This window comes from Paraclostridium sordellii (assembly GCF_000953675.1).
Lineage (GTDB): Bacteria > Bacillota > Clostridia > Peptostreptococcales > Peptostreptococcaceae > Paraclostridium > Paraclostridium sordellii.
Window position 1 is genome coordinate 1,592,821 of the sequence record NZ_LN679998.1, and the last position, 26,952, is coordinate 1,619,772.

Consider the following 26,952-nt stretch of genomic DNA (forward strand, 5'->3'; position numbering starts at 1 on the left):
GTAATTGTAAAAATTCAATAGAAAAAATAAATAAAACATTAATAAAAGAGAGTAGTAACCAAGAGCTAGATAATAAAATACACTATATATAGAATCTAATTTATAAATTTGAAAGGAGGATATCATGCCATTTAGAAATAGATATACAGCTACAACTCGTGGATGTATTACTATAACAGGTAATACACTAGGCTTGAGTAAAAGTACAACAGGAGCTTTAACCCCAGGAATATCAGATGCAATTGGTGGATTTATAACAACTAATGTGTCAATACCAACTCCAACTGGATGGACATCTATAGTTAACTTAGGGAATTATGAAAATATTACTCTGGATTGGACACAAAATTCATCATCTGCTAAGTTGAATATATTAGATAATAGTACTATCTTATATGCAGAGCTTATATGGGGTGGTAATTATAACTTAGGCAATCAGACAATAGAAAATATATCTAACTATATAAATAATTCTATTAAATTTACAGTACCTGAAGGTAGAACTTACAATATAGCTCCGGATTCGTTAACAGCATATACAGTAAGCCCTTTTTACTCTAGATCAGCAAATGTAACATCTCTAATATCATCAAGTGGAACATACACAGTGGGTGCTGTACCAGCAGCTCTTTCTACTACTGATATCTCAGGAGCTTGTGCTGGGTGGTCGCTTATTGTAGTTTATAGTAATATATCACTACCAATAAGGAATATGACAGTATTCTCAGGGGGAGAATCAGTAAGTAGTGAGACTGTAGATACCACTATATCTGGATTTGCAACACCTGTAAATGGTACTGTAAATGCTAGAGTGTTAGTAAGTTCTATAGAAGGTGATGCAAATCGTATTGGTGACTATATGCAGTTTGGCCCTAATTCATCAAATTTAAAAAAATTATATGGTCCTAATAACTGGGCTAGCCCTCCAAATTCAAATGACAACTTTTTCAATTCACAAATCAATATTGGAGATCCTAACAGTGTAAATGTAGGTAAAATAGATACAACTGGAACCTTTGGAAATAGAAATGCAAACACATCACAAGCTGTACCAGCTAATATTTCAGGAGGAAGACAAGGATGGTCAATAACTAATGTTGACGGAAGTGCGGCTATGTCGAATAATCAAACAAGTGCACTTGTAAGACTTGCAACAGCAGGAGATGTATATGTTGCAAATGCATTTGCAGTACAAATAGATAGAGCATATACAACAATAAACATGCAAAAAAATACTACTGATACCCTTATTGTTGCAGGGCAGACAATACACTATACATTAACTGTATCTAACACAGGAACACTTGCTACAAATGACTTTTTAGTTTATGACCCAGCATTAACAGGTGAAACAATAGATGTAAGTAGTATAACTATCTCTGGAGTAACAGGAAGTATAACAAATAACTCAACATCGACAGGTATATCTATTCAGATTGGTCCATTAATTCAAAATCAAACAGTTACTATATCCTATAATGTTATAACTAGCTCTCAAACTGTATTTCCAATTCAAAATACTGCTTATGGGCAGTATACTTACACTCCAGCAGCAGGAGTAAGTCCAATAACTGATACAAAAAGAAGTAATATAGCTATTACAAATGGTGTAAGAGTAAACCAAAGTAAATCAGTATCAAATAACCAAGCAGTAAATGGGGATATTATAACATATACAGTTAGTATAGATAATACGGCAAGTAGTGTAGATATTACAAATGTATCTTTAGTGGATACACTACAATCAGGAACAACCTATGTCCCAAACTCAACAGTAATAGGATTAAATTCACCAATAAATTCAAATCCAAATTTCGGTATAAATATTGGAACTATACCAGCATATAGTAATCAAACTGTAAGATTTAATGTATTAGTAAGTTCTCCACCGACCAGTTCGCCAATTACTAATACAGCAAATATAACTTTTACAGGAGCCCAAACTACAATAACTCAATCTACTAATACAACAAGTGTGAGTATTATAAATCCTAGTATGTCTGTTTTAAAATCAGTAGATAAATCATTAGCTCAAGTAGGAGACACTTTGAAATATACAACAGTTATAGCAAATACAGGTGATACTATTATAAATAATATAATATTTAATGATCTGCCACCAGCAAATACAATGTACGATGGCAGTGGAGTAACTATAGATGGGGTACTATATTCTTCAATAAGTCCAACTTCAGCTATAGACTTTTCAACTATATCAATTAAATCAGGAACATTTCCATTATATCCTGGCAAGAGTATAGTAGTATCTTATACAGTTGTCATAACATCTACACCAGCTAGTAGCCAAATAAATAATATAGCATCTATTACCTCACAATATAAGGTTGGATCACAGCAACGAACAATTACAATTATTAGTAATACAGTTACAACTAATTTATTTAAATTAAATATAATCAAAACAATAAATAGAAATGCCCTAGAGCCAGGTGATTTATTAACTTACACAATTACTATAACTAGCACTAAGCCAGGAACTTATGCAAATGATATAATTTTTATAGATAATTTACCTCCCAATGTAACAATTATTCCAGGAAACACTGTTGTAAATGGAGCAACTGTGGTTGCCAATAATTCAACAACAACACAATTAAATCTAAACTTTGGAAGTACATTTCCAAATAATCCTATAACCATAACATCAACAGTGAAAGTAGGTTTAAATGCTACTACACCATTACAAAACACAGCAAGTGTAAAAGTTGGTATAGTATCAACAAATAGTAATATGGTTTCAACTGAAGTGGCTAATCCTCGTGTTACAAAATCAAGTTCAAAGTCTTACGTAACAGTAGGGCAAACTTATACCTATACAGTAACCATTGATAATACAGGAAACAATGTAGCACTTACAGATGTATATGTGTATGATCAACTTCAAACAGGTACATCTTATGTTAACAACTTAACTAGAATAGGAAACAGTCCACCTATAAACTCAGATCCGAGTTATTTAAAAGGTATAAATATTAGTACAGTAGATTCAAATACATTATTAACAGTTTCATTTGATGTAATTGTAGATAGTTTACCATCACAAAATCCAATATTAAATACAGCTACTATTAACTATAATTTGGACTCTATAGAAAAAAGTAAAACAAGTAATCAGACTAAAGTAAATGCTAGATTAGCTAATCTTACAATAAATAAAGATGTAGATAAGCAATATGCGGATATAGGAGATATTATAACTTACACTATATCAACTACAAATACAGGTAATGTTTCTTCTGATTCTGTAACAATAACAGACTCTATACCATTAGGAACTACATTAGAAGCTGGGAGTATAGTAGTTAAAGATAAATTTGATAACCCCGTAGGTTACACATCAAATATACAAGGAAATCAGCTAAAAATAATACTAAATAACTCAATCTTTTCAAGTGATAGTGTTATTACAACCTTTAAAGTAAAAGTAGATAGTATAATACCAAGTACAAATCCAATAACTAACAATGCTTCTATTAATTTTTACTACACTGTAGACCCAGCTAGTCCACCAATAAGTGTAGTAAATACATCTAATTCAGTTAATACACAAATTTATCATGCTGATTTAATATCAACAGGCAACTTTACAAAAACCGTAAGCAAGCAATATGCAGATGTAGGAGATATATTAACTTATACTATAGTAGCTAAAAACACAGGGAATACTGATGCTAACAATGTAGCTATAAGTGATGTAATACCATCAGGAACATCACTTGTAGAAGGGAGCATAACATCTACCATTCCATATACAGGGGATAATATCCAAAATGGAATAACATTAACAGCACCTATAAGTCCTGGTGGAGCTGTGACAATAACTTATCAAGGTAAAATAGATGTAATACCAAATCCAAATCCTATAACAAATCTTGCAAATATAAACTACACATATACAGTAAATCCATTAAATCCAAATGGAGCTAGTGCAAGTGGGGTTACAAACATAGCTACAACTAAAGTTAATAATGCTAATATAGGTAATCACGACAATTTTAATAAAAGTGTAGATAAAACGTCAGCGTTAGTTGGTGATACATTAACTTATACAATAACAGTATCTAATACGGGTAGTACAACTGCAAATAATATAATAGTAATAGACTCTATACCTAATGGAGCCACTTTTAAAGTAGGTACCACAATGGTTGATGGTATATCAACAAATGAAAATCCTGCTACGGGAATAAATATAGATAAGATAGATGTAGGAGTAACTGTTATAATAACTTACCAAGTAACTGTTACTTCAATGCCATCGACAAATCCAATGGCAAATATAGCTAATGTAACTTACAGCTATATAGTTGACCCTACAACAACTCCGCCTGTTGTTGCCAATGGAAATGGTACTACTCACCAAGTATACACATCAATAAGTAGCCCAAATTTAATAGGATTAGATGACTTTACAAAAAGCGTAGATAAACAATATGCAACTGTAGGTGATATATTAACCTATAGATTAACTATTCATAATAGTAGTCAAAATCTAACTGCAAATAATGTGGTTGTTAAAGATTCTCCACCTAATAACACTAATTTTAAGGAAGTAGTGCATGTTATAGATAAAATTACTTCAAATCCTATAAATTATACTGGAGATTTAGAAACAATAGGAATAACTATAACTAATGGAATAGCACCAAAACAAACTATTGAGATAGTGTATGAACTAACAGTAAGTTCATTACCTAATCCAAATAATCTTCTAAATTATGCTACATTAGATTACACATATACAGGAGGCTCTGGTAATATTATTACAAATACAACTGCAACGGAAATATTCACAGCTGATTTTAAATCACCAGGAAATTCTATAAAAAAAGTTAACAAGGAATTTTCTTATGTGGGAGATGTATTAACGTACTATATAAGTATTAAAAATACAGGTAATACTTCTGCAAATAATGTTGTTATCAAAGATAGCTTACCAAGTGAAGTAAGCTTAGTTTTAGGAAGTCTAGTTGTAGATAATCCATATACTGGATATGACATTGTAACTGGAATAACACTAGTAAATCCTATACAACCAAATGAAGTAATAGATATCGTATTTCAGGCGAATGTAGATAAAATACCGACAACTAATCCTATAGAAAATTACGCGAATATAAGTTATGAGTATACAGTAGACCCAAGCTTAGTAAATGGAGAAAATGATAATTTAATTGTTGGGCCAGCTACTACAACTATTAATTTTGTAGACCTAAAATCAAATTTTACTAAGCGTGTAAATGAGCAATATATAGATATTAATGGTGTGCTTATATATGAAATAAGAATTATAAATATAGGAAACACAAAGGCTAACAATGTATTGATAACAGATACAATACCAATAGGAACTACTTTTATTGATATAGAATCAGTTACAGACTTATTAGGAAATACTATAGCTTATTCTGGGGATTTAGAAAATACGCCAATATTTATAACAGATGGGATTGACTATAACAATGGAGTTATAATTACATTTAAAGTAGAAGTAGATTCTATTCCACCTACAAATTATGTATTAAACACTGCAAAAATAGATTATGATTTTATTTTAAATAATAATACAACACCTGTTACTACAGTTTCAGACAGTGGAGTAAGTAACCAAACATCCACAAGAGTTAATAATGCAAATTTATCAGAAAAATTTATAAAAAGTGTAGATAAACAATATGCAGATATAGGTGATACATTAACTTATACAATACAAACTACAAATATAGGCAATATTGCTACACTTAATACCACTGATGATAATTATAAAGTAGTAATAAAAGATGAAATACCAAAAGAAACTACCTTATTACAATCAACTATAAATATTATAGATGGCAATGGTGAACAAGTAGAATATAAACTAGGTGGTGAGGAATTAACTATAATTTTACTAAATCCAGTAGATGTGGGTAATACAGTTGTAATAACTTATCAAGTTAAAGTTGATGAAGCACCAAAATCAAATACAATAATAAATGCTTCAAGTATTGAGTATTCTTATGAAGTAAATCCAGTAAGCAGCGAGATAATTACTGTCAACAATGAAAGTGAGATAAAAACTATAGTTAATAATGCTGATTTATCTACAGATTTCATAAAAACAGTAGATAGGGAATATGCAGATATAGGTGATACACTGACCTATACAGTAACAACTACAAATACTGGTAATGTTAATGCTACAGATATATTAATAACTGATGAATTGGAACCCGATGTTACTCTTATACCAGAGAGTATAACTATTACAGATGGAAATCTTAAACCTTTACAATATATGGGTACTGTTCCTTCAGTTGGGCTAAGATTAACTGAACCAGTAGCTGTTGGTGAAACTATTATACTAACTTATCAAGTATCTGTAACAGGCATACCATCAACTAATCAGATATCAAATACATCAAATATATCCTATGAATATATAGTAGATAATTCAAATAATACATCAGTTACAGAAAGTGGAATAACAAAACCTGTAATAACTCAAATTCAAAATGCAAATCTAAAATCAAATTTTAGAAAGTCAGTAGATAAAGAATATGCAGATATTAATGATATATTAACTTACACAATAACGACTACAAATACAGGCAATGTTATAGCAAATAATGTAAAGATAATAGATGATATTCCAATTGGAACTATATTTAATGGAAATATAACTGTTACAGACATTGATGGTAATTCAATAGATTTTTCTGGAGATAATCCATCAACAGGAATAATTATAACTAATGGAGTAGATGCTAAAAATACAGTTCAAGTAACTTTCCAAGTTGTAGTAGCTACAATACCATCAACACAAACTGTAGTAAATACTGCAGACATATCTTATGATTATGAAGTAAACTTAAATACTGTCTCTGATGGAGGAATAACTAATGAAGTATCAACTAAGATAAATCATACAAATCTTAAAGATAATTTCAAAAAAACTGTAGATAAAGAGTATGCAGGTGTAGGAGATATATTGACTTATACAATTTCAGCTACCAACACTGGAAACACTCCTACTATTACAACACTAGATGATACAAAAATGGTAACAATAAAAGATATAATACAACCAGGAACTTCAATTATACCATCAAGCATAACTGTTAAAGATGGATATGGTAATAATTTAGATTACAAAGAAGGTAGTGAAGAATTAACAATAATTTTACTAAATCCTGTAGATGTAGATGAGACAGTTATAGTAACTTATCAAGTAAAAGTAGATATAATACCAATACAAAATCCAATATTAAACACTGCAGATATAACCTATAGTTATGAAGTAGACCCTACCACTCAAAACATAGACACAGCTAGTGGAACAACTCCTGAAGCCAAGACAACAATTAACTATGCTGAGTTAGATGTTACTAAAGAAGTTGATAAAGAATATGCAGATATTAATGATATATTAACTTATACAATAGCAATTAAAAATAACGGTAACACAGAGGTTACAGCTTTAGGAATAACAGATATAATCCAACCAGGAACAAGCTTCATATCAGGAAGTGTATATTCAAATGTAGAGGTTGTAGGATATAATCCTTCAAGAGGCATAGGAATAGTAAATCCAATAGCTCCAGGTGAGACTATAACAGTAAGTTACCAAGTACGTGTGGTTTCTATTCCAAGTCCAAATCCAATAGTAAGTACTTCAAACATAAGATATAGGTATACAATAGATGCAAACAATCCTAATGGAGCTACCAATAATATAATATCAAATTCTGTATCAACACAAGTTAATAGTGCAAACTTAGCATCATTTGGTACTTATATTAATAAGACCGTAGATAAGCAATATGCAGGAATGAGAGATATTTTAATCTACACTATAGTAGCTACAAATACAGGAAATACTGATGCCAACAATGTATTAGTATCAGATACAATACCACCAGGAACAACATATGTAGCTAACAGTATAACTGTTACAGACCAAATGGGTAACCCTATAGATTTTGAAGGAACAAATCCAACAGATATAAAAATAAATGAGCCAATAGCACAAGGAAGTACACTTAAAGTAAGTTTCAAAGTTACAGTAGATTCAGGTATAGTACCGGTACCAAATCCTATGGAAAACAATGCAAGCATAAATTATGACTATACAGTAAATCCATTAAATCCAAATGGAGCTCATAGTGAATTAGTATCTCTTCCAGTTTTGACACAGGTTAATTTTGCAAATTTAACATCAGTAGGGAATTTTACAAAAGATGTAGATAAAGAGTATGCAGATGTTGGAGATACATTAAACTATAAACTAACAATTAGAAATACAGGAAATACTAGTGCTAATAGTGTAGTTATAACAGATATACTACCATTAGGAACTGTTCTTATAGAAGGAAGCGTAACAAGTAGTGTAGACATTAAGGTAGATAAATCTATGGCAAAAATAAATATAATCAATCCAATATATGGTTTAGATACAGTTATTATAAATTACCAAGTTCGTGTAGTAGAGCTACCTAAACAAAACCCAATACAAAACATTGCTACAATAGATTATAAATACACAGTAGATCCTGCAAATCCTAATTCAGTTAATGATGAGGGAACATCCAATGAAGCAGTAACACAGATAAATACTGCAGATTTGATTACTAGTTTTAACAAATCAGTAGATAATGAATATGCTATACTGGGGGATACCTTAAACTATACAATTAATTTAAGAAATACTGGAAACACACCGGCTACAAATGTAGTTATAAAGGATATACTACCTAGTGGAGCTAAACTTTTAGGGCCTATAACTGTTATTGATAATGATGGTAATAGCATAAATTTCACAGGGGATATTCAGACTACGGGAATAAGATTAGAAAATGCATTAAATCCAGTAGGTCAACTTGGATCATCAGCTATAACAGTAAAAATACCTATACAGATACAGTCAGATAAAGTACCATCACCTAATCCATTAGTAAATAGTGCTAGTATTAATTATAAATATACAGTAGATCCTGACGAATCAGATGGAGCTAACGCTAGTGGGGAAAGTAACGAGGTATTAACCTTTATAATTTGTGAGGATAAGTATATAGATGAATGTTTACCATTTATTTTAGAAAATATTAAAGTCCAAAATATTGATTTATCAAAAAGTAATGTAGAGGCATCAGTAGCTAGCACACAATTAGATAAAAAAAATATAGTTTATAAAAACTATGGCCCACCAACTCTTAAAATAGAAGGATACTATCTATATACTAATATTAATTTTAAATATTATATAACATATAATACATTTGGAGTAAAAACATTTAATGAATCTCGAGTAATTCCTGTATTTATACCAGTTGGAATGTCAAATAGTAATTTATATACTAATGTTACTATTACAGATTATAAATTATATATAGATGGATCTAGAGCAAGTTTTTACGCAAAATTAAGCTTCAGAATATGTGTAAGTGATTAACTATAAGATTAATTGCATATGATAGAAAGTTAGACCTCAACAATACGAATTTGTATTGTTGAGGTCTTTATTTAAACTGAAATTAGGAAAGTAGAATAAATATGTAAAATGTATTCACAATGAAAATAGTGTAGTTTTATATATTAAAGTATGAGTATAAGGAATCAGAATCTTTAGTGAAAAGCCTAGGATACGAAGTAGAAGTGAGGATAATTAACAATAGTTTTATCAACTAAAGAATGGAAAAAACATGTTCTAAGATCTCATTTAAAATATATAGAAACAAATGATAATTTAGAATAAGTAACAAAAGGTATAAGTAATAAATAAAATAATAAATTCCTAGTAGATATTAATATAAACAATATTAATAAAAAACTAATAAGCAACAATACAAATATTATAAAATACATATTCTTTACACAATTCGACATAAAATAAATCATACATATTATATAATAAAGAAAAATACTAGTTACTAATAAGAATTTAATTTTATTAATAACTTAAAAGGGGAGAACAGATGTATAAAAGTATAAAATTTTTTAGTTTAATTGAAGAAAGTTTTTTGTTATTAAGAAAAACTACAAAAAAAATATGGATAATAGGGGTAATAATTTCTGTATTATCAGGATCACTTATATTTAATGAAACAGGATACGATAATGTTGTAATTCCTGAAGAAACTGCAACATTAGATCAATTGGGTATTATTGAGTCTGGAATAATTTTATTGATTTTTCTTGGTATAATTCTAATAATATTAATATCAATTGCTTCGGTAGCATATTACTTAGATAAATATATATATGAAATTTTTTATGATAAAAAAATAGATAGAGCACCATTAGGATTAGTTGTTAAGGTAAATAGTATTGTATTATTAAAAATGATGTTAGGATTTATGCTATTTATAGTTCCTGGAATCATAGTACTTTTTAAGTATGCACCACTAAATTATACATTATGTAAATATCCAAACCTATCATCTAAAGAAATATTGAATAAGACAAAAGATATGAGCAAGGGAATTAAATGGAAAATATTTATATTCAATATAATTCTATTATTTATAGAAGTAGTAATTATATTAGCAACATCACCAAATATGTATGTTGAGGGTTATATTTGGATAGATATATTTACAAGTGTTTTAAATTTTGTTGTATCAACAATTAAGATAGTTTTTGTTGAAATATTTTTTATTAATCTATTTATCGCTGTAGATAATATTAAATATCCAAATATTAAATGTAATTAAATACAAATAAAGATAAAATACTTAGATAATTAAAGTTTCTTGAGAAACTAAAAAATATAAAAAGAGTGAACATATCGGAATTGATTATTCCTAATATGTTCACTCTTTTTTAGTTTTTAGATAGTAGATTTCATAAATTAGAAATTTACTATCTAAAAATACTAACTCTCTAACCAATGCTATTACTATAGATTCCTTAGATATCTTACATTGATAGTTTTATTATAGGTTTTCTAAATCGAATTATATTTTCTCTTTTGGAAATAATAAAATATATATTTATTAAGGAGGACAATAAAATGCAAAAAGGCAATTTAAAATGTGATGCAACTAATTGTGTGCATAACATTGATTATAAATGTAAGGCAGGTGCCATACATGTAAGTGGACTTGGTGCAGTAGCGATAGAAGGAACTAGTTGTACAAGTTTTGTAGATAGAGATAGTAGTAGTTTTGTAAATAGTCTATCTGGAAGTCCTAAAGAGAAAGAATCATTTTTTAATAGCTCTAATAACAGTTTTGTAAATAGTTTAGGTGATTTAACTACAAATCCATGTGACATAAAATGTGAAGCTCATAATTGTATGTATAATAAAAATAAAAAATGTCATGCAGATAATGTTGAAATAGATGCAGACAATGCATATTGTAATTCTTTTGATTATAGAGAACATGTTTAATAATATAAAAAATACGCTTCTTAAAAATATTTATAGAAGCGTATTTTAATACTTATATTTAATTTACTTAAATAAATTGATAATTATAGAGTGCAACTTTCATAGAAAATAAAAATTAATAAATATATGCGTATATAAATTAAAAAATTGTGAATAATATATTACATAGTAATACTCCGTGATAGCTCAATGGTGGAGCAATCGGCTGTTAACCGATAGGTTGGAGGTTCGAGTCCTCTTCACGGAGCCATTTTTTTATTTTATTACAAAATAGCATATAGTAAGATATATCTACTATTTTTTATCTATATTTTTAAAATAAAAAGATATGAAATATGCTAGTTACTACATATAAGCTTCAAAAATAATATTATCTAATAATAAATTCGAATATAATAAGCTAGTTTATAAAGGAGAGCAGAGATCATGTTATTAATAAAAAATGGGAAAATAATGACCATGGCTGATAAAAATTATAATTGTGGATCTATTTTGATAAAAGATAAAAAGATTGTAGAAATTGGAGAAAATATTAATATAAATAGTAGTGATAATTGTAAAATAATTGATGCAGAAAATTGTTGGGTTATGCCAGGCATAATAGAAGCTCATTGTCATATTGGGATTAAAGAAGAGAGAAAAGGCTTTGAAGGTGATGACTGTAATGAACTAAATGAATCAATTACACCATATATTAGGGCTTTAGACGGTATTAATGTTATGGATTCAGCTTTTCATACTGCTTTGACTTCTGGTATTACAGGGGTTATGGTAGGACCTGGAAGTTCGAATGTAGTAGGAGGACAGTTTATTTTTATTAAAACTCATGGTAGGAAAATAGATGACATGGCAGTTCTTGAACCAGCCGCAATGAAGGTTGCATTTGGAGAAAATATAAAAACAAATTATAATCAAAAAAATATGATGCCATCAACTCGTATGTCAATAGCTGCACTTTTACGTGAGGAATTATTTGAAGCTCAAAAATATAATCAAAACAAAAAAAATGCTATAGAAAGTAATGATAGTTTTGATGATGTATTTAGAAAAGAATGTTGGTTACCTGTAATTAATAGAGAGATTCCTTTAAAGGCACATGTACATAGGGCAGATGATATTTTAACAGCAATCCGTGTAGCTAAAGAGTTTAATTTAAAATTAACCTTAGATCATTGTACAGAAGGGCATCTAATTTCAGAAGAGATTAAAGAATCAGGATTTCCAGCAATAGTTGGACCTTCACTAGCAATAAGAAATAAGATAGAGACTCAAAATGCAGACTTTAAAACAGCTGGTATATTACACAAGGCTGGTGTGAAAGTAGCTATTACTACTGATCATCCAGTCACAAGAATACAAGACTTACCTATTTGTGCTGGATTTGCAGCAAGAGAGGGGTTAGGAGTAGAAGAGGGGCTTAAAGCAATTACAATAAATGCTGCAGAAATATGTAATGTATCAGATAGAGTTGGAAGCCTTGAAATAGGAAAAGATGCTGATATTGCAATTTTTAATGGAAATCCAATGGAAGTATTTACAAAAACAATGTATACCATAATTGATGGTGAAATAGTTTATGAAGCAAAGGATATAAATAATTAGATTTAAAAATAAAAAACAGTAGATAGATTTATATGACAAACTATCTACTGTTTTTTATACTAATAGTAGATATTTAAGTAAATAAAAATCATGTTAATTTTAACTAAGCTTTATAAAAAAGAACTTTAGAAACTTATTTGGTGATGTTGACTTGGATAAGATTTTTAGCAGAAAGGAGTAGTTTGAATTATTTATTAAGTAGACAATAATTAGTATTTTCTTATAATTTTTACAATTAAGTGATAACAAAATCAGTATTATAATGACTTTGTTATCACTTTATAAATTAAATAGAAGCTAATCTACTAACTTCTACATGACTTTTACACAACAAACTATCTATTGTTATTGTTTCTGTTGTTGTTATTGTTATTGTTATTGTTGTTGTTGTTTCTGTTGTTGTCATTATTGTTATTGTTGTTGTTTCTGTTGTTGTCATTATTGTTATTGTTGTTATTGTTATTGTTGTTGTTTCTGTTGTTATTATTGTTGTTATTTCTGTTATTGTTATTATTTGAATTTACCATTAATATCACCTCCTCTGACATATTATATTATTATCAAAAAGGTATCGTAATATTCATAATTATAAATAATAATTTTTTATTATTTACGCTTAAAATTAGTTAAATTAACTTATAAATAATATGTATGTTAATTATGGCACTATACGAAAAGAATGAACTTCAAAGGTAATAAATACAAAAGATTAATATCTTTAATTTATCTAATTTTGTAAGAAACTATACAATAATACAAGCTGAGTTTTAGCAACTTAATATGAGTAAATCGAATTCTTATTTACATATTAAACAATAAAATACAAATATGTAAATATTATTAAACAATGTGTAAATAATATTAACGATATGTAAGTATAGGAAGGAGATTAATACAAAATATGAGCGAAACAATTAGAGAAAGATTAGAAGGTCGTGTAAGTTATCATGATTCAGTTGAAGAAATGTTAAAAAGAATACAAACTGATGGACTTTCAAGTGTGTTTTCAAGATGGGACCCACAAGAAAAAATGAGATGTAAGTTTTGTCTTCAAGGTTTAAGCTGTCAATTATGTACACATGGTCCTTGTAGAATTAATGAAAAAACAGGAGTTGATAAAGGAGTTTGTGGTATAGGCGCAGATGCCATGGCTATGAGAAACTTCCTTATGAGAAATATAATGGGTGCAGCTACATATGGGCATCATGCATTTGAGGCATTTAGAACACTTAGATCTACTGGTGAAGGTAAATCTCCATTTAAAATAAAAGATGAATCTAAATTAAGATGGATGTGTGAGAAAGTAGGAATAGATTCTAATCAAGATATTAATAAACTGGCTATTCAATTAGCTGATTTACTTGATAAGGAAATGAAGGTAGGGCCAGACCAACCTAGTATAATGACAGAAGCATTTGCTCCCAAAAAAAGAAAATCAGTATGGAAAGAACTTCATATTTATCCATCTGGAGTTCAACATGAAGTTGAAAACTCAATTGCAAGCTGTTTAACAAACGTAGATGGAGATTATGTATCGCTTGCTATAAAAGGTCTTAGATTAGGATTATCAACTATATATACGGCACAAATAGGTCTTGAAATGGTACAAGATATATTATTTGGAACACCCATGCCTCATGAAGTTAATGTAGACTTAGGTATAATGGATCCTGACTATGTAAACATTGTATTTAATGGACATCAACCTTGGATAGGAGCACTTACAATAGAAAAACTTAGAAAAGGTGAATATAAAAATGAGGCTATAGAGGCAGGAGCTAAAGGTATTAGAGTCGTTGGTTCTATTGAAACAGGACAAGAGTTGCTACAAAGATATGAAGTTGACGATATATTTGTTGGGCTTATGGGTAACTGGTTAGCCATAGAACCACTACTTGCTACTGGTACTGTAGATGCAATCGCTATGGACGAAAATTGTTCACCACCAGCTATAGATCAATATGCTGAAAAATATCAAGTGGCATTAGTTAGCATAAGTACAATAATAGGTGTACCTGGTACAGAACATAAGATACCATATTACCCAGAAAAAGCTAATGAAATGTCAGACAATTTAATCAAAATAGCAATAGACAACTTCAAGAAAAGACATGGTAAAATTAAACCTATGGTACCTAAACATGTTACAAAAGCTATAGCAGGATTCTCAACAGAAGCCGTTTTAGGTGTTCTTGGAAATAAACTTGATCCATTAGTTGATGTAATTACAGCAGGTAAAATAAAAGGTATTGTTGCACTTGCAAACTGCTCTACATTAAGAAATGGACCACAAGACTGGAATACAGTTAATATAACAAAAGAACTAATAAAAAAAGATATATTAGTAGTAGCTGGAGGTTGTGGTAATCACGCTCTTGAAGTAGCAGGATTATGCAACTTAAATTCTGCAGAAGAATATGCCGGAGAAGGTTTAAAAGAAATATGTGATATGCTTAAAATACCTCCAGTACTAAGCTTTGGGACTTGTACTGATACTGGTAGAATTTCAATGCTAGTTACTGCATTAGCAGATCATCTTGATGTCGATATTCCAGAGCTTCCAATAGCAGTTACTGCTCCAGAGTGGATGGAACAAAAAGCTACTATAGATGGCATGTTTGCAGTAGCATATGGAGCATATACACATTTATCTCCTACTCCGTTTGTTACTGGCGCTCCTAATTTAGTAAAACTTCTTACAGAAGAAGTTGAGAATTTAACAGGTGGTAAAGTAGCATTAGGAGATGATCCTATAGAAGCTGCGAAGGCTATAGAGGCTCATATAATAAGTAAAAGACAAAAACTTGGATTAAAATAATGTTTTTTAATAAATTGACTATATTTTAATACAGTATTAAAAGAAAAGATATATAATCTACAAAATAAATATAAAAATCGAAGGTTAGTTAAATATCCTTCGATTTTTATATTTATATAAGTTTCAAATAATCTTGAATATGTAGAACTTCATATGATAAGATAAGGAAAAATATTTCTTAAGATGGGGAGGTATATAGGGGTAGAGAAGAATTAAATGCCTAAATACTGAATTTAATTAAATAATTAATATTTCGTGAGAAGTTAGAAAATATCAAAAGAGTGAACATATTGTATATAATCAATTTCAAGATGTTCACTCTTTTTAAATATAAATTGTTTCTTAAATCTAAATTTAGAAACTAAATATATCTTTTAACTTTATAAAAATTATATTAGAAATTTTATGTTAAAATTAATTTTATATAAAAGGTACGCATAATTTACAGTTATCTATAGGTGAATCTATAAGTTTACAGTTAACTCCAAATACCTCTTTTATAAGATTTTCATTTATAACATCATCTTTATGACCTTTAACAAGTATATTTCCATTTTTTATTGCAACTATATTATCAGCATATTTTAAAGCATGATTTATATCATGGATAACCATTACTATTGTCCTATTTTCTTTTTCATTTAAATTTTTTAAAATATCAAGTATTTCTAATTGATATTTTATATCTAAATGGTTTGTAGGTTCATCTAGAAGTATTATATCTGTATTTTGTGCTAGAGCTAATGCAATCCAAGCCCTTTGTCTTTGTCCTCCAGATAAACTATCTAAAGTTCTATCCTTATCATCTATAAGACCAACTTTTTTTATAGAATCTAAGACTATTTCTTCATCTTTCTTACTCCAAAATGATAGTAAACTGTGATAAGGGTATCTTCCTTGTTTTACTAAATCATAAATAGTTAAATCTTCTGGAGCATTGCTACTTTGGGGAAGCATTGCTAGTAACTTAGAAACTTCCTTTGAAGGCATATTAAGAATATCTTTATTTTCCATTTCTATAGATCCATTTTTAGGCATAAGTATTCTTGCTATAGCTTTTATTAATGTAGACTTTCCACATCCATTAGAGCCAATTAATGCTGTAATTTTTCCTTTTTCTATTTCTAAAATTATATTATCTAATATAATTTTTTCATCGTAACATAATTTTAAGTCTTTTACTTTTATCATTTTTATCTCCCTTTTGAATATTTTCTATTTTTTATTAAAAGATATATAAAGTAAGGTGCTCCTATTGAAGCTGTAAAAATACCTATAGGTAAATCTTGTGGATAGAATAACCATTTAGAAGCAAAGTCAGCCACTAAAGTTATAATTCCACCTATAAGTATTGAAAGGGGAATTAAATTCTCAAACTTTGAATCTACAAGTTTTCTAGAAATATGAGGAGCTATTAAACCTACAAAGCCTATACCCCCTCCAATAGTTACAGCTCCTGCTGTTAATCCTGCTGAGATACATAATAGTATTAATCTACTCTTACGTAAGTTATTTCCAAGAACCGTTACTACATCATCATCTAATTGATGTAGATTTAAATCTTTTATAAATATTACTGCAATTATGGCAAAAACAAAGAATGTTGATGTTATCATTATTACATGATTCCAATTGGAGCCATATATAGTACCAGTTATCCAAGTTGTAGCTTCTTTTATAAATATTACAGGACCATTTATAATAAGAATATTGGTTAATGCTTTACAAATGGCTGAAACTCCAATTCCTATTATAATTAATTTACTTGTTGAAGTAGATTTTCCATAAATAAAGAAAATCACTAGTAGTGCTAAAAATGAAAATGCAAAAGTAAATATAGGCATATATAGTATCGATGTTGTTAATGAGTTATTTTTAGGATCTGTAAAAATAGTTAGAAATACTAATGCCCCAACAGATCCACCATTTACTATCCCTAATATATCAGGTGATGCCAAAGGATTTTTAACTACGCCTTGAAGTATAGATCCAGCTAATGCTAAAGATGCTCCAACAAAAAATGCAACAAGAACTCTTGGTAATCTTATATTCATTACTAAAACAGAGGAAAAACCTGTATCTATTCCTACTATACTTTTTAATACATCTAATGGATTTACCATTACTTCTCCAAATCCTAAAGAGAATGTAATAAGTAAAGATGTAATAAATAATAAAATACAACTTAGCTTAATAGTTTTTTTGCTAACATTAATCATTAATTATTCCTCCTTTTTGCAATGTATATAAAGAATGGACCACCTATAAGTGCAGTTAATGCTCCAACTGGAACTTCTTTTGGATAAATTATAAATCTTGACATTATATCTGCAAGTAATAATATAGACGAACCTGTTAATACAGAAAAAGGTATAAGCCATCTATAATCTGTACCAATAAATTTATTAACTATATGTGGAGTTACAAGTCCAATAAATGCTACAGGCCCTGCAAGCGCTACTGACACACCGGATAAAACTGCAACCATGGCTATTATAACTATTTTTAAATGTAGAGTTTTCATTCCTAAAGATCTTGCCATCTCTTCTCCTAATGAGAATACATTAAGTTTTTTTCCAATAAATAATGTTGATGCTATTGCTATTAATATTATTGGGGTAAACTGAAGAATAAGTTCCATTTTTTTACCTTCAACAGAACCTGTCATCCAATAGACAACTTGTTCTAAAGCAACATCATTTTTATATAAAATACCTTGTGTTAAAGAAAATAATAATGCCGATAAAGCAGTTCCACCTAATGTTAAATCCATAGGCCTTACATCTTTAAAAAGGCCTCCTGATAATATAAAAACTAATACTGAAGCAAATAGAGCTCCAAAGAAAGCTATCCATACAAGACCTAGTGTAGATATTTGTGGTATATAAGTCATGGCTATAACTAAAGCGAATACCGCTCCAGAATTTATCCCCAGTATACTTGGAGAAGCTAATTTATTTCTTGTTATTCCTTGAGTTAAAAGGCCTCCTACCCCAAGAGCACCTCCAACTAAAATAGCATTTAAAGTTCTTGGAACTCTAGATGTTTTTATAATTATATGCTCTTGAGAATTATTGAAGTTTTTATATGCATCTATAACCGTATTGTAAGATGTATGTATAAAACCTTTAGTAATGCTTAAATAACATAATATAAAGATTAGTGATATTAACACTAGAAGTAATACGGTTTTGCCTTTATTACTTTTTGAAAAATTTTTCATACCTTTGCCTCCATTTTGTCTTATTGAAAAAGAATATCAATTCTTATTGATATTCTTTTTCAATTATGATATCATAATCGAAAAAGAATATCTACATTATTCGACAAAATTTATAAAAATAATAGGAGGGTTACTACATATGCAAAAAAAAATTATATCTATAATTTCGTTAAGCGTAATAACTATGGGCTTACTTGCTGGATGCTCAAGCCCATCTTCAGATAAAGCTGAAGAAACATCGAAGGGAAAGACTGTATCTATACAAGATGCTATGGGAACATCAGAAGTTCCTATAAATCCTAAGAGGGTCGTTGTATTAACTAACGAAGGTACTGAGGCTCTGCTTTCTCTTGGAGTTAAACCAGTAGGAGCTGTAACTGGTGTTACTGGTGAATGGTATGACCATACAAAAAAAGAATTAGAAGGTGTAAAACCTCTTGGGAAAGAAAAATCTGTAAATATAGAAGCTATTGCTGCTTTAAAGCCAGATTTAATAATTGGTAATAAAATGAGACATGAAAAAATATATGATCAATTAAAGTCAATAGCTCCAACGGTTTACTCAGATACTATAAGAGGTGCATGGAAAGATAATTTCAATTTCTATGCTAAAGTTTTGAATAAAGAAGCTGAAGGTGAAAAAGCTATAAAAGAATATGAAGATAAAGTAGCTTACATACAAGATAATTACAAAGACAAATTAGATAGTGAAGTATCACTAGTTAGATTTATGGATGGAAAAACTAGAATATATCTTGGAGATACTTTCGCAGGAACTATTCTTAAAGAAATAGGATTTAAAAGACCAAAAGCTCAACAAGGAACAGAATTTGTTAATGAAATTGGTAAAGAAAGGTTAAAAGAAGCTGAGGGAGATGTAATGTTCTATTTTACTTATGAGTTAGGTGATGGGAAAGGACTTGCTAGAGAAACTGAATGGATAAACGATTCATTATTTAAATCTTTAGATGTAGTCAAAAATAATAAAGCAATTAAAGTAAATGACACTATATGGAATACAGCTGGGGGTATAAAAGCTGCTAACTTAATGCTTGATGATTTAACTGATATATTAAAAGAGGGTAAATTTTAAATAAAAACTCTATATTTTAAAGGCTGTGGAATGAACAATTTTTAATTATTCATTCCACAGTCCTTTTTTACTTACTAGGAGATTATAATTATTACATCCCTACACATTGCCATATAAACCACAAATTCATTTTCTACATCTAATTCTAATAAATTTTAATCCTAAATTATTGTAATCTCATGATCACGTCTTCTATAGTTTATTAATTCTTATGATCTTTAAGCATTAATCTAAATAAATTAAAAGCATAAATTATAGTTATGACCGATCCAATTAAGGATAGAAAGTTTTGAAATAGGGTATACATCTATATTCAAAGGGGAAAATGAAAAATAATAGGATATAGAGAAGAGTATGCAGATTCTGTAATAAAAGATAATGAGAAGAGAAATAGTACATCAGTAATAGATTCTAGTTGTAGGGAGCGTATTTCTTCTATTATAGATAATAATTATGCTTCTAAAGAAAAAGTTAATGGACTAATCATGTATAGTGATATTTATACCTTGTAATATATTGATAAGACATGGAGTATTGCACAAAATAACCCATGTCTTATCAATATAAAATTATATTAAAGGATTAAAATGATTGTATATTTTGTTTGTTTAAATAAGAGTATATACTTAGAATTTAATTACTATCAATAATAAATTTTAATAGGTAATTTATGAAATAATAAATAATATATGCATTAAAACTTATTTAAGGCGGTGTGCTACAATATGAGTAAAATAACTAGAAGAGGATATGATGAAAATGATAAAAAATGGTTTTCTAATAAAGAACTTATAAAATTAAAAAAAGCCAAGGAAGAAGTTGAATGGCTACTAAATAGGGATTATAAAATAGATAATGTAGTAAGCTTCGTATGTAATAGATACCAATTTTCAAATAGACAAAGAGATTGTATAAAAAGAATTGTATGTTCTGATGAAAAGAAAGAAATAAGAAAAAATAAAGAGTTATCTATAGATAAGATAAGTGAAGGATCCATATATATAGATGGATTTAATACTATAATAACTATAGAAGTCGCTTTGTCAAAAGGGACATTAATCATAGGAAGTGATAAAAATATTAGAGATTTAGCTGGTCTTAGGGGTACATATAAAATTATTGATAAAACAGAAGAGGCTTTAACAATAATAGGTGACTTTTTAGATAAAAATAACTGTGAGTCAGTGATTTTTTATTTAGATGCTCCAGTATCTAACTCTGGAAATTTAAAGCATAAAATAATAGAAAGCTTCAAGCAAAGAAAAGTAGATATTAATGTAGAGCTGGTGAATAATCCAGATATTATTTTAGAAAAATTAGATAGAGTAATAAGTAGTGATGCTATAATAATTGATAAATGTATAAGTTATTTTAATATGACTAGATGTATAATAGAAGAATATATACAAGATGCTAATATTATTAATTTAAATGATTAGTAAAGTAAAAGATTTAAAAGGAAAATCAAGCTTTACAGATTACTGCAAAGCTTGATTTTTTATTATTCAGCAAATGCTTTTACCTCTTCATAACACTTTAGATCTGTATAAAGCTCACTTTTATACGGATTTCGTTTTGTTTTTATTACTTTGTAAATCATATAAGCAAATAATGCTATATTAGCAAGAAGGGCAATTAAACTCACAATAAACAATGCATTTGGATTTTGTGTTGACTTAACAGCAAATTGTGAGTTATCAATAAATGCCGGATACGTCATTGCAAACATACACCAAAGAGCAAGTGTTTGTGCACGATGTTGTAACCAAGCACCTTTCTTAAGCGTAAAGGCAGCTACAGTTGGTGCAATTAGTAATGCAATACCACAGTACCAAGCATGATCACCTAAACAGTTATAAGTATATGCAAAGTTCCAAAGATCATAAGCAATAATCCAGAACCAGCACATATCTGGCCATAACATATCTTGACTCTTATCTTTACTAATACAGATTCCTACCCAACCTGTAATAGTAATTATATTTAGGATTCCTGCAATACCATTTAAGTAATTCCAAGAGCCACTATACAATACTATGCCCTCAAATACTTCTTTTGTAAGACCTAGTGAACCAATTTGGAAATCACGAGAAACAGCCTCAAGAATATTAATTGCAAGAATTAATGGTGGGAAATATAAAACCCATTTATGACTAGTAGCATCTTTTAAGTGACGTATTAGCCAAAAACCAACACATCCTGCTAAAGCAGAGTAAACCTTTGCATAGTGAAACCAGTCATTGACACTAGTACCATAAGTAGTATTAGGCCATACAAATAATGTAAGGATGATTGGTAATATTATAAATAGAAAAACCCCACCCCATTTATAACGTCGTCCAATTTCATTTAATACAATTAATACAATGAATACCAAAAATAACATAAGCCAATTAGTAATTGGTTGTGATTCAAATAAAAACATAATGTTATCCCCCTTAGATATATAGTTATGAATCAAGATTATTGTAACACTTTTAGTTAGAAATCGAAACATATTTGGGATTTTTTGGTATTTACTAAAAAATAAGAATTTTTAGATATTTATAACATTTATATTAAAATAAAAAAGTCGCCTAATTAGCGACTCTTTTTATCTAGCTTTTGGATTTGAAATTAGAAAGAACTAAATTTAATTCAAATTCCATTTTAGATTTAAGATTATAACTTCCCTCATAAAGACACCAGTCAAATATGGTACCTCTAGATATTCTCATAATTATCATAGTCAAATCTAAGGAAGAAAGAGAACTATTTAATTCACCATTTTTTAGTGAATCCTCTACAATAGATTTAACTTCTAATGCTATATAGCGGTCGGGTTTAGTAGAGTATTTTCCCTTTATTGAAAGTAAATTTTTATATATTTCGCTTACAAATACCCAGCCAAGCTCCTCCATCATATTAGCACCTTCACCTAATAAAAATAATAATTTATCAAGATTTGAACAAAAACTTCTAGTTTTTAGTCTATCCATTACTAAAATATCAACTTGCTCATAGGCTGTATTAATTATTTCTGCTTTTGATTTGAAATGATGATAAAAAGCTCCTGTTGAAATTTCTGCAGCTTGACAGATATCTTGTATTTTCACACTATCAAACCCATTTAACTTAAAAAGCTTCGTGGCTACTTGTGTAATTCTAAGTTTGGTTTTAATAGCTTGTTTTTGTCTATCAGTTAATTTTTCCATGCCAAGTACCTCTTTATATAACCGCAATTTTAATGCAGTAAATTATATGATTATTTAGTATATCATAAAAAAACTAACAAGTATACATTTACAAAATATGGTAAAGCATGGTATATTTTAATTACAGAATGAGATTCGGTGAATTTTATTCTGACTTAATTGTTATCAAATTAACAAGTAAGTAATATACTAAAGATTTGATAATACAAAAAATATTAAGGGGGAGAGTTATGGAAAAATATAAAGTGATTGAGATAAAGGAAAGCGTTTTTGAAAACAATGATAAACAAGCAGATTTGCTTAGAGAAAAATTAAAGAAAGATAATACTTTTTTATTAAATTTAATGTCTTCTCCAGGTTCAGGTAAGACTACAACAGTTTTAAGAACTATCGAGACATTAAAAGATGAAATGAAAATAGGGGTTATGGAAGCTGATATAGATTCAGATGTTGATGCTAATACTGTTTCAAAAACAGGTGCAAAAGTAATACAGATACATACAGGAGGCATGTGTCATTTAGATGCAGATATGACAAAGCAAGGTTTATTAGAACTTGAAACAGAAGATTTAGACTTTGTAATATTAGAAAATGTGGGAAACTTAGTATGTCCAGCAGAATTTGATACTGGCTCTTCAAAAAATGCCATGATACTTAGCATACCAGAAGGCCATGACAAACCGCTTAAATACCCATTAATATTTTCAATAGTAGATGTGGTTTTAATAAATAAAATTGATGCAATAGAGTATTTTGACTTTGATGTAGAATTGGTTAAAGAATACATAAAAAAAATAAATCCAAATATACAAGTTATAACAATATCAGCAAAAACTGGTCAAGGTATAGATGAATGGGCAAATTGGATAAGAAAAGAAGTAAAAGCTTGGAATAATTAATATAATATAAAAACTAAAATTTTTAGGGGGATTATTATGGCAGTTAAAGAAAAGGTTCTTCAGTTTGCAAATCAAGTTAGTGGCAAGAAACCAGGGTCTAGAGGTTACTTTGGTGAAAATGATGCACGTTATAAAATTTTAGAGCCAGTTGTAACAGATGAAATGGCAGAAGTTTTACTTTGTATGAAGATTAGGCAAAAAACAACGGCTGAGAAAGTAGCACCTTTATGTGGCAAAAGTGTTGATAGATGTAGTGAGTTGTTATTAGAATTATCAGAAATAGGTGTAGTTTTTGTTAATGAAATAGATGGTGTAGATACTTTCTGGTATGAAACGTGGGTACCAGGAATTATGGAAATGATGGTTAATAATAAAGAGCAAGCTAAAAAATATCCTCAAATTCCTAAGGCATTTCATGATTATGGTGTGGAAAACGGACCAAAATCTACAGGAAGTTTTCCTCCAGGTGTAGGACTTATGCGTGTTATTCCAATAGAAACTGCAATAGATGGTGAAACAAGAAGAGCATCATACGAAGAAATATCAAAATATTTAAATGAAAATGATAAATTCTCGGTATCAGATTGTTCATGTCGTACAGCAAGAGAAAGTATGGGTGAAGGATGTGGACATTTAAAAGAGGATATGTGTATTCAATTAGGTCATGCAGCTGAATATTACATAAGAACAGGAAGAGGTAGAGAAATAACTAGAGAAGAAGCTTTTGAAATAATAAAAAGAGCAGAAGAAAATGGGTTAATGCATCAAATACCAAATCTAGATGGTTCAGGAAAAACTCATGCCATATGCAATTGTTGTGGATGTTCTTGTTTAGCACTAAAAGGAGCAAATATGTTTGCAAATACGGATATGGTACGTTCTAATTATGTATCACAAGTAGATAAAGATAAATGTGTTGCCTGTGGTGAGTGTGTTATAAACTGTCCAACTAATGCTTTAAAGTTAGGTCAAAAACTATGTTCTAGCAAACCTATTGTAGATAAAATCGAAAGAAAAGAAACTCCAAGAAATACTAATTGGGGCCCAGATAAATGGAATGAGGATTATAGAACTAATAGAGAGGATGTTGTAGAAAGTGGAACAAGTCCATGTAAAACTGCATGCCCTGCACATATAGCTGTTCAAGGATACATTAAACTCGCTTCACAAGGAAGATACAAAGAAGCTTTAGAACTTATAAAAAAAGAAAATCCATTTCCAGCTATATGTGGACGTATTTGTCCTAGAAAGTGTGAATCAGCATGTACAAGAGGAGATATAGATTCACCACTTGCAATAGATGAAATCAAGAAGTTTATAGCTGAACAAGATTTAAAAGAAGAGCATAGATTTATTCCTAAAAAGAAACATGAGTATGGTAAGAAGATTGCTGTAATAGGTGGTGGACCTGCTGGACTTTCATGTGCTTATTATTTATCAATAGATGGGTACAAAGTAACAGTGTTTGAAAAACAAGAAGTTCTTGGGGGTATGCTAACTTTAGGAATTCCTTCTTTTAGATTGGAAAAAGAAGTAGTTAATGCAGAAATAGACATATTAAGACAAATGGGAGTAGAGTTTAAAACAGGTGTAGATGTAGGTAAGGATATTACCTTAGATGATTTAAGAAATGAAGGATATAAAGCTTTCTACTTAGCAATCGGTGCACAATCTGGTAGGAAATTAAACATAGAAGGTGAAGATGCAAAAGGTGTTATTCCAGGAATAGAATTTGTACGTGATGTAAACTTAGAAAAAGATATAAAATTAAATGGAAAAGTAGTCGTTATTGGTGGTGGTAATGTTGCTATAGATGTTGCAAGAAATGCAACAAGAGTAGGAGCAGATAGTGTAGATATGTATTGTTTAGAAAATCGTGAACAAATGCCTGCACTAGAAGAGGAAATAGAAGAAGCTTTAGAAGAAGAAATAACAATTAATAATTCTTGGGGCCCAAATAAAATAATTGTAGAAGATGGAAAAGTAGTAGGCGTAGAGTTTAAAAAATGTATTTCTGTATTTGATGAAAATAAAAGATTCTCTCCAAAGTTTGATGAAGCCGATTTAAAAGTAGTAGCTGCTGATTATGTTTTAATTTCAGTAGGTCAAAGCATTGAATGGGGCAGCTTACTTAAAGGAAGCAAGGTAGAGTTAAATCCTAACAATACAATAAAAGCTGATGGATTTACTTATCAAACAAATGAAGATGATATATTTGCTGGAGGAGATTCATATACAGGTCCTAGATTTGCAATAGATGCCATAGCAGCAGGAAAAGAAGGAGCTATATCAATTCATCGTTTTGTTCAACCAGGACAAAGTTTAGTAAATGGACGTGATAGGAAAGATTATCATGAATTTGATAAGGAAAGCTTACAACTTGAAGGATACGACAATATGCCAAGACAAAAAGCAGCTCATAAATCGGATTTAAATAAAAAAGAATCTTTCAAAGATATGCGTCTTACTTTTACAGAAGAACAAATGAAAAAAGAAACAGAAAGATGTTTAGGTTGTGGAGCTACCGTTGTAGATGAATATATGTGCGTAGGTTGTGGTCAATGTACTACAAAATGTAAGTTTGATGCCATATCACTTGTTAGAAAATATGATGCAGAAGGTGTAGCTTACGAAGATCTTAAACCAGCAATAGTTAAAACGGTTATAAGACGAAAAGGTAGAATTTTAGGCAAGAAAGTTAAGGATGTATTTGCAAAATAAAAATATAATA

At 29.3% G+C, this 26,952-nt stretch carries 15 protein-coding genes and 1 tRNA gene; 10 read left to right on the plus strand and 6 right to left on the minus strand.

The window, feature by feature from the left end; translation table 11 throughout:
- Window positions 1–124 precede the first annotated feature (124 nt).
- The 5 genes from ATCC9714_RS07725 to ATCC9714_RS07745 all read left to right on the plus strand — a co-directional run bounded on the left by ATCC9714_RS07725 (window position 125) and on the right by ATCC9714_RS07745 (window position 12,994).
- Entirely contained in the window at window positions 125–9,451 is a 9,327-nt protein-coding gene (locus tag ATCC9714_RS07725; protein ID WP_057574274.1) for an isopeptide-forming domain-containing fimbrial protein, read from the plus strand.
- A gap of 523 nt (window positions 9,452–9,974) precedes the next feature.
- A complete protein-coding gene (locus tag ATCC9714_RS07730; protein WP_057544940.1) occupies window positions 9,975–10,712 on the plus strand; it encodes a DUF975 family protein in 738 nt (245 codons plus the stop codon).
- Between the two features lie 299 nt (window positions 10,713–11,011).
- On the plus strand, window positions 11,012–11,392 hold the full coding sequence (locus tag ATCC9714_RS07735; protein ID WP_057544941.1) for a DUF1540 domain-containing protein: 381 nt from the start codon (window positions 11,012–11,014) through the stop codon (window positions 11,390–11,392).
- Window positions 11,393–11,567: 175 nt separating this feature from the next.
- Window positions 11,568–11,642: transfer RNA gene (locus tag ATCC9714_RS07740), tRNA-Asn, on the plus strand.
- A 176-nt stretch (window positions 11,643–11,818) separates the two neighbouring features.
- Window positions 11,819–12,994, plus strand: coding sequence for an amidohydrolase (locus tag ATCC9714_RS07745; RefSeq protein ID WP_054629327.1), 1,176 nt, complete (start codon window positions 11,819–11,821; stop codon window positions 12,992–12,994).
- 335 nt (window positions 12,995–13,329) lie between these two features.
- On the opposite strand, the gene ATCC9714_RS07750 is transcribed toward ATCC9714_RS07745, so the two are convergent.
- Complete coding sequence (locus tag ATCC9714_RS07750; protein WP_155485680.1) at window positions 13,330–13,521, minus strand: hypothetical protein; 192 nt, start codon at window positions 13,519–13,521, stop codon at window positions 13,330–13,332.
- A gap of 374 nt (window positions 13,522–13,895) precedes the next feature.
- Here ATCC9714_RS07750 and cooS point away from each other — a divergent pair, with 374 nt between their 5' ends.
- Window positions 13,896–15,812 carry an anaerobic carbon-monoxide dehydrogenase catalytic subunit gene (gene cooS / locus ATCC9714_RS07755; protein ID WP_057544942.1) on the plus strand — a complete coding sequence of 639 codons (1,917 nt, stop codon included), beginning with the start codon at window positions 13,896–13,898 and terminating at the stop codon, window positions 15,810–15,812.
- 420 nt (window positions 15,813–16,232) lie between these two features.
- On the opposite strand, the gene ATCC9714_RS07760 is transcribed toward cooS, so the two are convergent.
- From ATCC9714_RS07760 to ATCC9714_RS07770, 3 genes are read right to left on the minus strand one after another with little or no spacing between them, the layout of a single operon-like run.
- A complete protein-coding gene (locus tag ATCC9714_RS07760) occupies window positions 16,233–17,003 on the minus strand; it encodes an ABC transporter ATP-binding protein (RefSeq protein ID WP_021126345.1) in 771 nt (256 codons plus the stop codon).
- A 2-nt stretch (window positions 17,004–17,005) separates the two neighbouring features.
- A complete protein-coding gene (locus tag ATCC9714_RS07765; protein ID WP_054629330.1) occupies window positions 17,006–18,031 on the minus strand; it encodes a FecCD family ABC transporter permease in 1,026 nt (341 codons plus the stop codon).
- On the minus strand, window positions 18,031–19,035 hold the full coding sequence (locus ATCC9714_RS07770) for a FecCD family ABC transporter permease (RefSeq protein ID WP_054629331.1): 1,005 nt from the start codon (window positions 19,033–19,035) through the stop codon (window positions 18,031–18,033). The genes ATCC9714_RS07765 and ATCC9714_RS07770 overlap by 1 nt, the downstream gene beginning before the upstream one ends.
- A 139-nt stretch (window positions 19,036–19,174) precedes the next feature.
- On the opposite strand from ATCC9714_RS07770, the gene ATCC9714_RS07775 reads away from it, so the two are divergent.
- The gene (locus tag ATCC9714_RS07775) at window positions 19,175–20,128 is read left to right on the plus strand and encodes an ABC transporter substrate-binding protein (RefSeq protein ID WP_057544943.1); all 954 of its coding nucleotides are present in this window, start codon (window positions 19,175–19,177) and stop codon (window positions 20,126–20,128) included.
- 725 nt (window positions 20,129–20,853) lie between these two features.
- A complete protein-coding gene (locus ATCC9714_RS07780; protein ID WP_057544944.1) occupies window positions 20,854–21,567 on the plus strand; it encodes a DUF434 domain-containing protein in 714 nt (237 codons plus the stop codon).
- Window positions 21,568–21,629: 62 nt separating this feature from the next.
- Here the strand turns inward: ATCC9714_RS07780 and ATCC9714_RS07785 are convergent, their stop codons facing one another.
- Together ATCC9714_RS07785 and ATCC9714_RS07790 are read right to left on the minus strand one after the other, a co-directional pair.
- The gene (locus ATCC9714_RS07785) at window positions 21,630–22,553 is read right to left on the minus strand and encodes a DUF5692 family protein (protein ID WP_057544945.1); all 924 of its coding nucleotides are present in this window, start codon (window positions 22,551–22,553) and stop codon (window positions 21,630–21,632) included.
- A 172-nt stretch (window positions 22,554–22,725) separates the two neighbouring features.
- The gene (locus ATCC9714_RS07790; protein WP_054629334.1) at window positions 22,726–23,322 is read right to left on the minus strand and encodes a TetR/AcrR family transcriptional regulator; all 597 of its coding nucleotides are present in this window, start codon (window positions 23,320–23,322) and stop codon (window positions 22,726–22,728) included.
- A 230-nt stretch (window positions 23,323–23,552) separates the two neighbouring features.
- Here ATCC9714_RS07790 and hypB point away from each other — a divergent pair, with 230 nt between their 5' ends.
- Together hypB and ATCC9714_RS07800 are read left to right on the plus strand one after the other, a co-directional pair.
- Window positions 23,553–24,221, plus strand: coding sequence for a hydrogenase nickel incorporation protein HypB (gene hypB, locus ATCC9714_RS07795; RefSeq protein WP_054629335.1), 669 nt, complete (start codon window positions 23,553–23,555; stop codon window positions 24,219–24,221).
- Between the two features lie 36 nt (window positions 24,222–24,257).
- Complete coding sequence (locus tag ATCC9714_RS07800; protein ID WP_057544946.1) at window positions 24,258–26,942, plus strand: FAD-dependent oxidoreductase; 2,685 nt, start codon at window positions 24,258–24,260, stop codon at window positions 26,940–26,942.
- Window positions 26,943–26,952 lie beyond the last annotated feature (10 nt).

Bases quoted from the DNA above. Each gene is read 5' to 3' on its own strand.
- ATCC9714_RS07725 (WP_057574274.1), top strand. From the start codon at position 125: ATGCCATTTAGAAATAGATATACAGCTACAACTCGTGGATGTATTACT.
- ATCC9714_RS07730 (WP_057544940.1), top strand. From the start codon at position 9,975: ATGTATAAAAGTATAAAATTTTTTAGTTTAATTGAAGAAAGTTTTTTG.
- ATCC9714_RS07735 (WP_057544941.1), top strand. From the start codon at position 11,012: ATGCAAAAAGGCAATTTAAAATGTGATGCAACTAATTGTGTGCATAAC.
- ATCC9714_RS07745 (WP_054629327.1), top strand. From the start codon at position 11,819: ATGTTATTAATAAAAAATGGGAAAATAATGACCATGGCTGATAAAAAT.
- ATCC9714_RS07750 (WP_155485680.1), bottom strand. From the start codon at position 13,521: ATGGTAAATTCAAATAATAACAATAACAGAAATAACAACAATAATAAC.
- cooS (WP_057544942.1), top strand. From the start codon at position 13,896: ATGAGCGAAACAATTAGAGAAAGATTAGAAGGTCGTGTAAGTTATCAT.
- ATCC9714_RS07760 (WP_021126345.1), bottom strand. From the start codon at position 17,003: ATGATAAAAGTAAAAGACTTAAAATTATGTTACGATGAAAAAATTATA.
- ATCC9714_RS07765 (WP_054629330.1), bottom strand. From the start codon at position 18,031: ATGATTAATGTTAGCAAAAAAACTATTAAGCTAAGTTGTATTTTATTA.
- ATCC9714_RS07770 (WP_054629331.1), bottom strand. From the start codon at position 19,035: ATGAAAAATTTTTCAAAAAGTAATAAAGGCAAAACCGTATTACTTCTA.
- ATCC9714_RS07775 (WP_057544943.1), top strand. From the start codon at position 19,175: ATGCAAAAAAAAATTATATCTATAATTTCGTTAAGCGTAATAACTATG.
- ATCC9714_RS07780 (WP_057544944.1), top strand. From the start codon at position 20,854: ATGAGTAAAATAACTAGAAGAGGATATGATGAAAATGATAAAAAATGG.
- ATCC9714_RS07785 (WP_057544945.1), bottom strand. From the start codon at position 22,553: ATGTTTTTATTTGAATCACAACCAATTACTAATTGGCTTATGTTATTT.
- ATCC9714_RS07790 (WP_054629334.1), bottom strand. From the start codon at position 23,322: ATGGAAAAATTAACTGATAGACAAAAACAAGCTATTAAAACCAAACTT.
- hypB (WP_054629335.1), top strand. From the start codon at position 23,553: ATGGAAAAATATAAAGTGATTGAGATAAAGGAAAGCGTTTTTGAAAAC.
- ATCC9714_RS07800 (WP_057544946.1), top strand. From the start codon at position 24,258: ATGGCAGTTAAAGAAAAGGTTCTTCAGTTTGCAAATCAAGTTAGTGGC.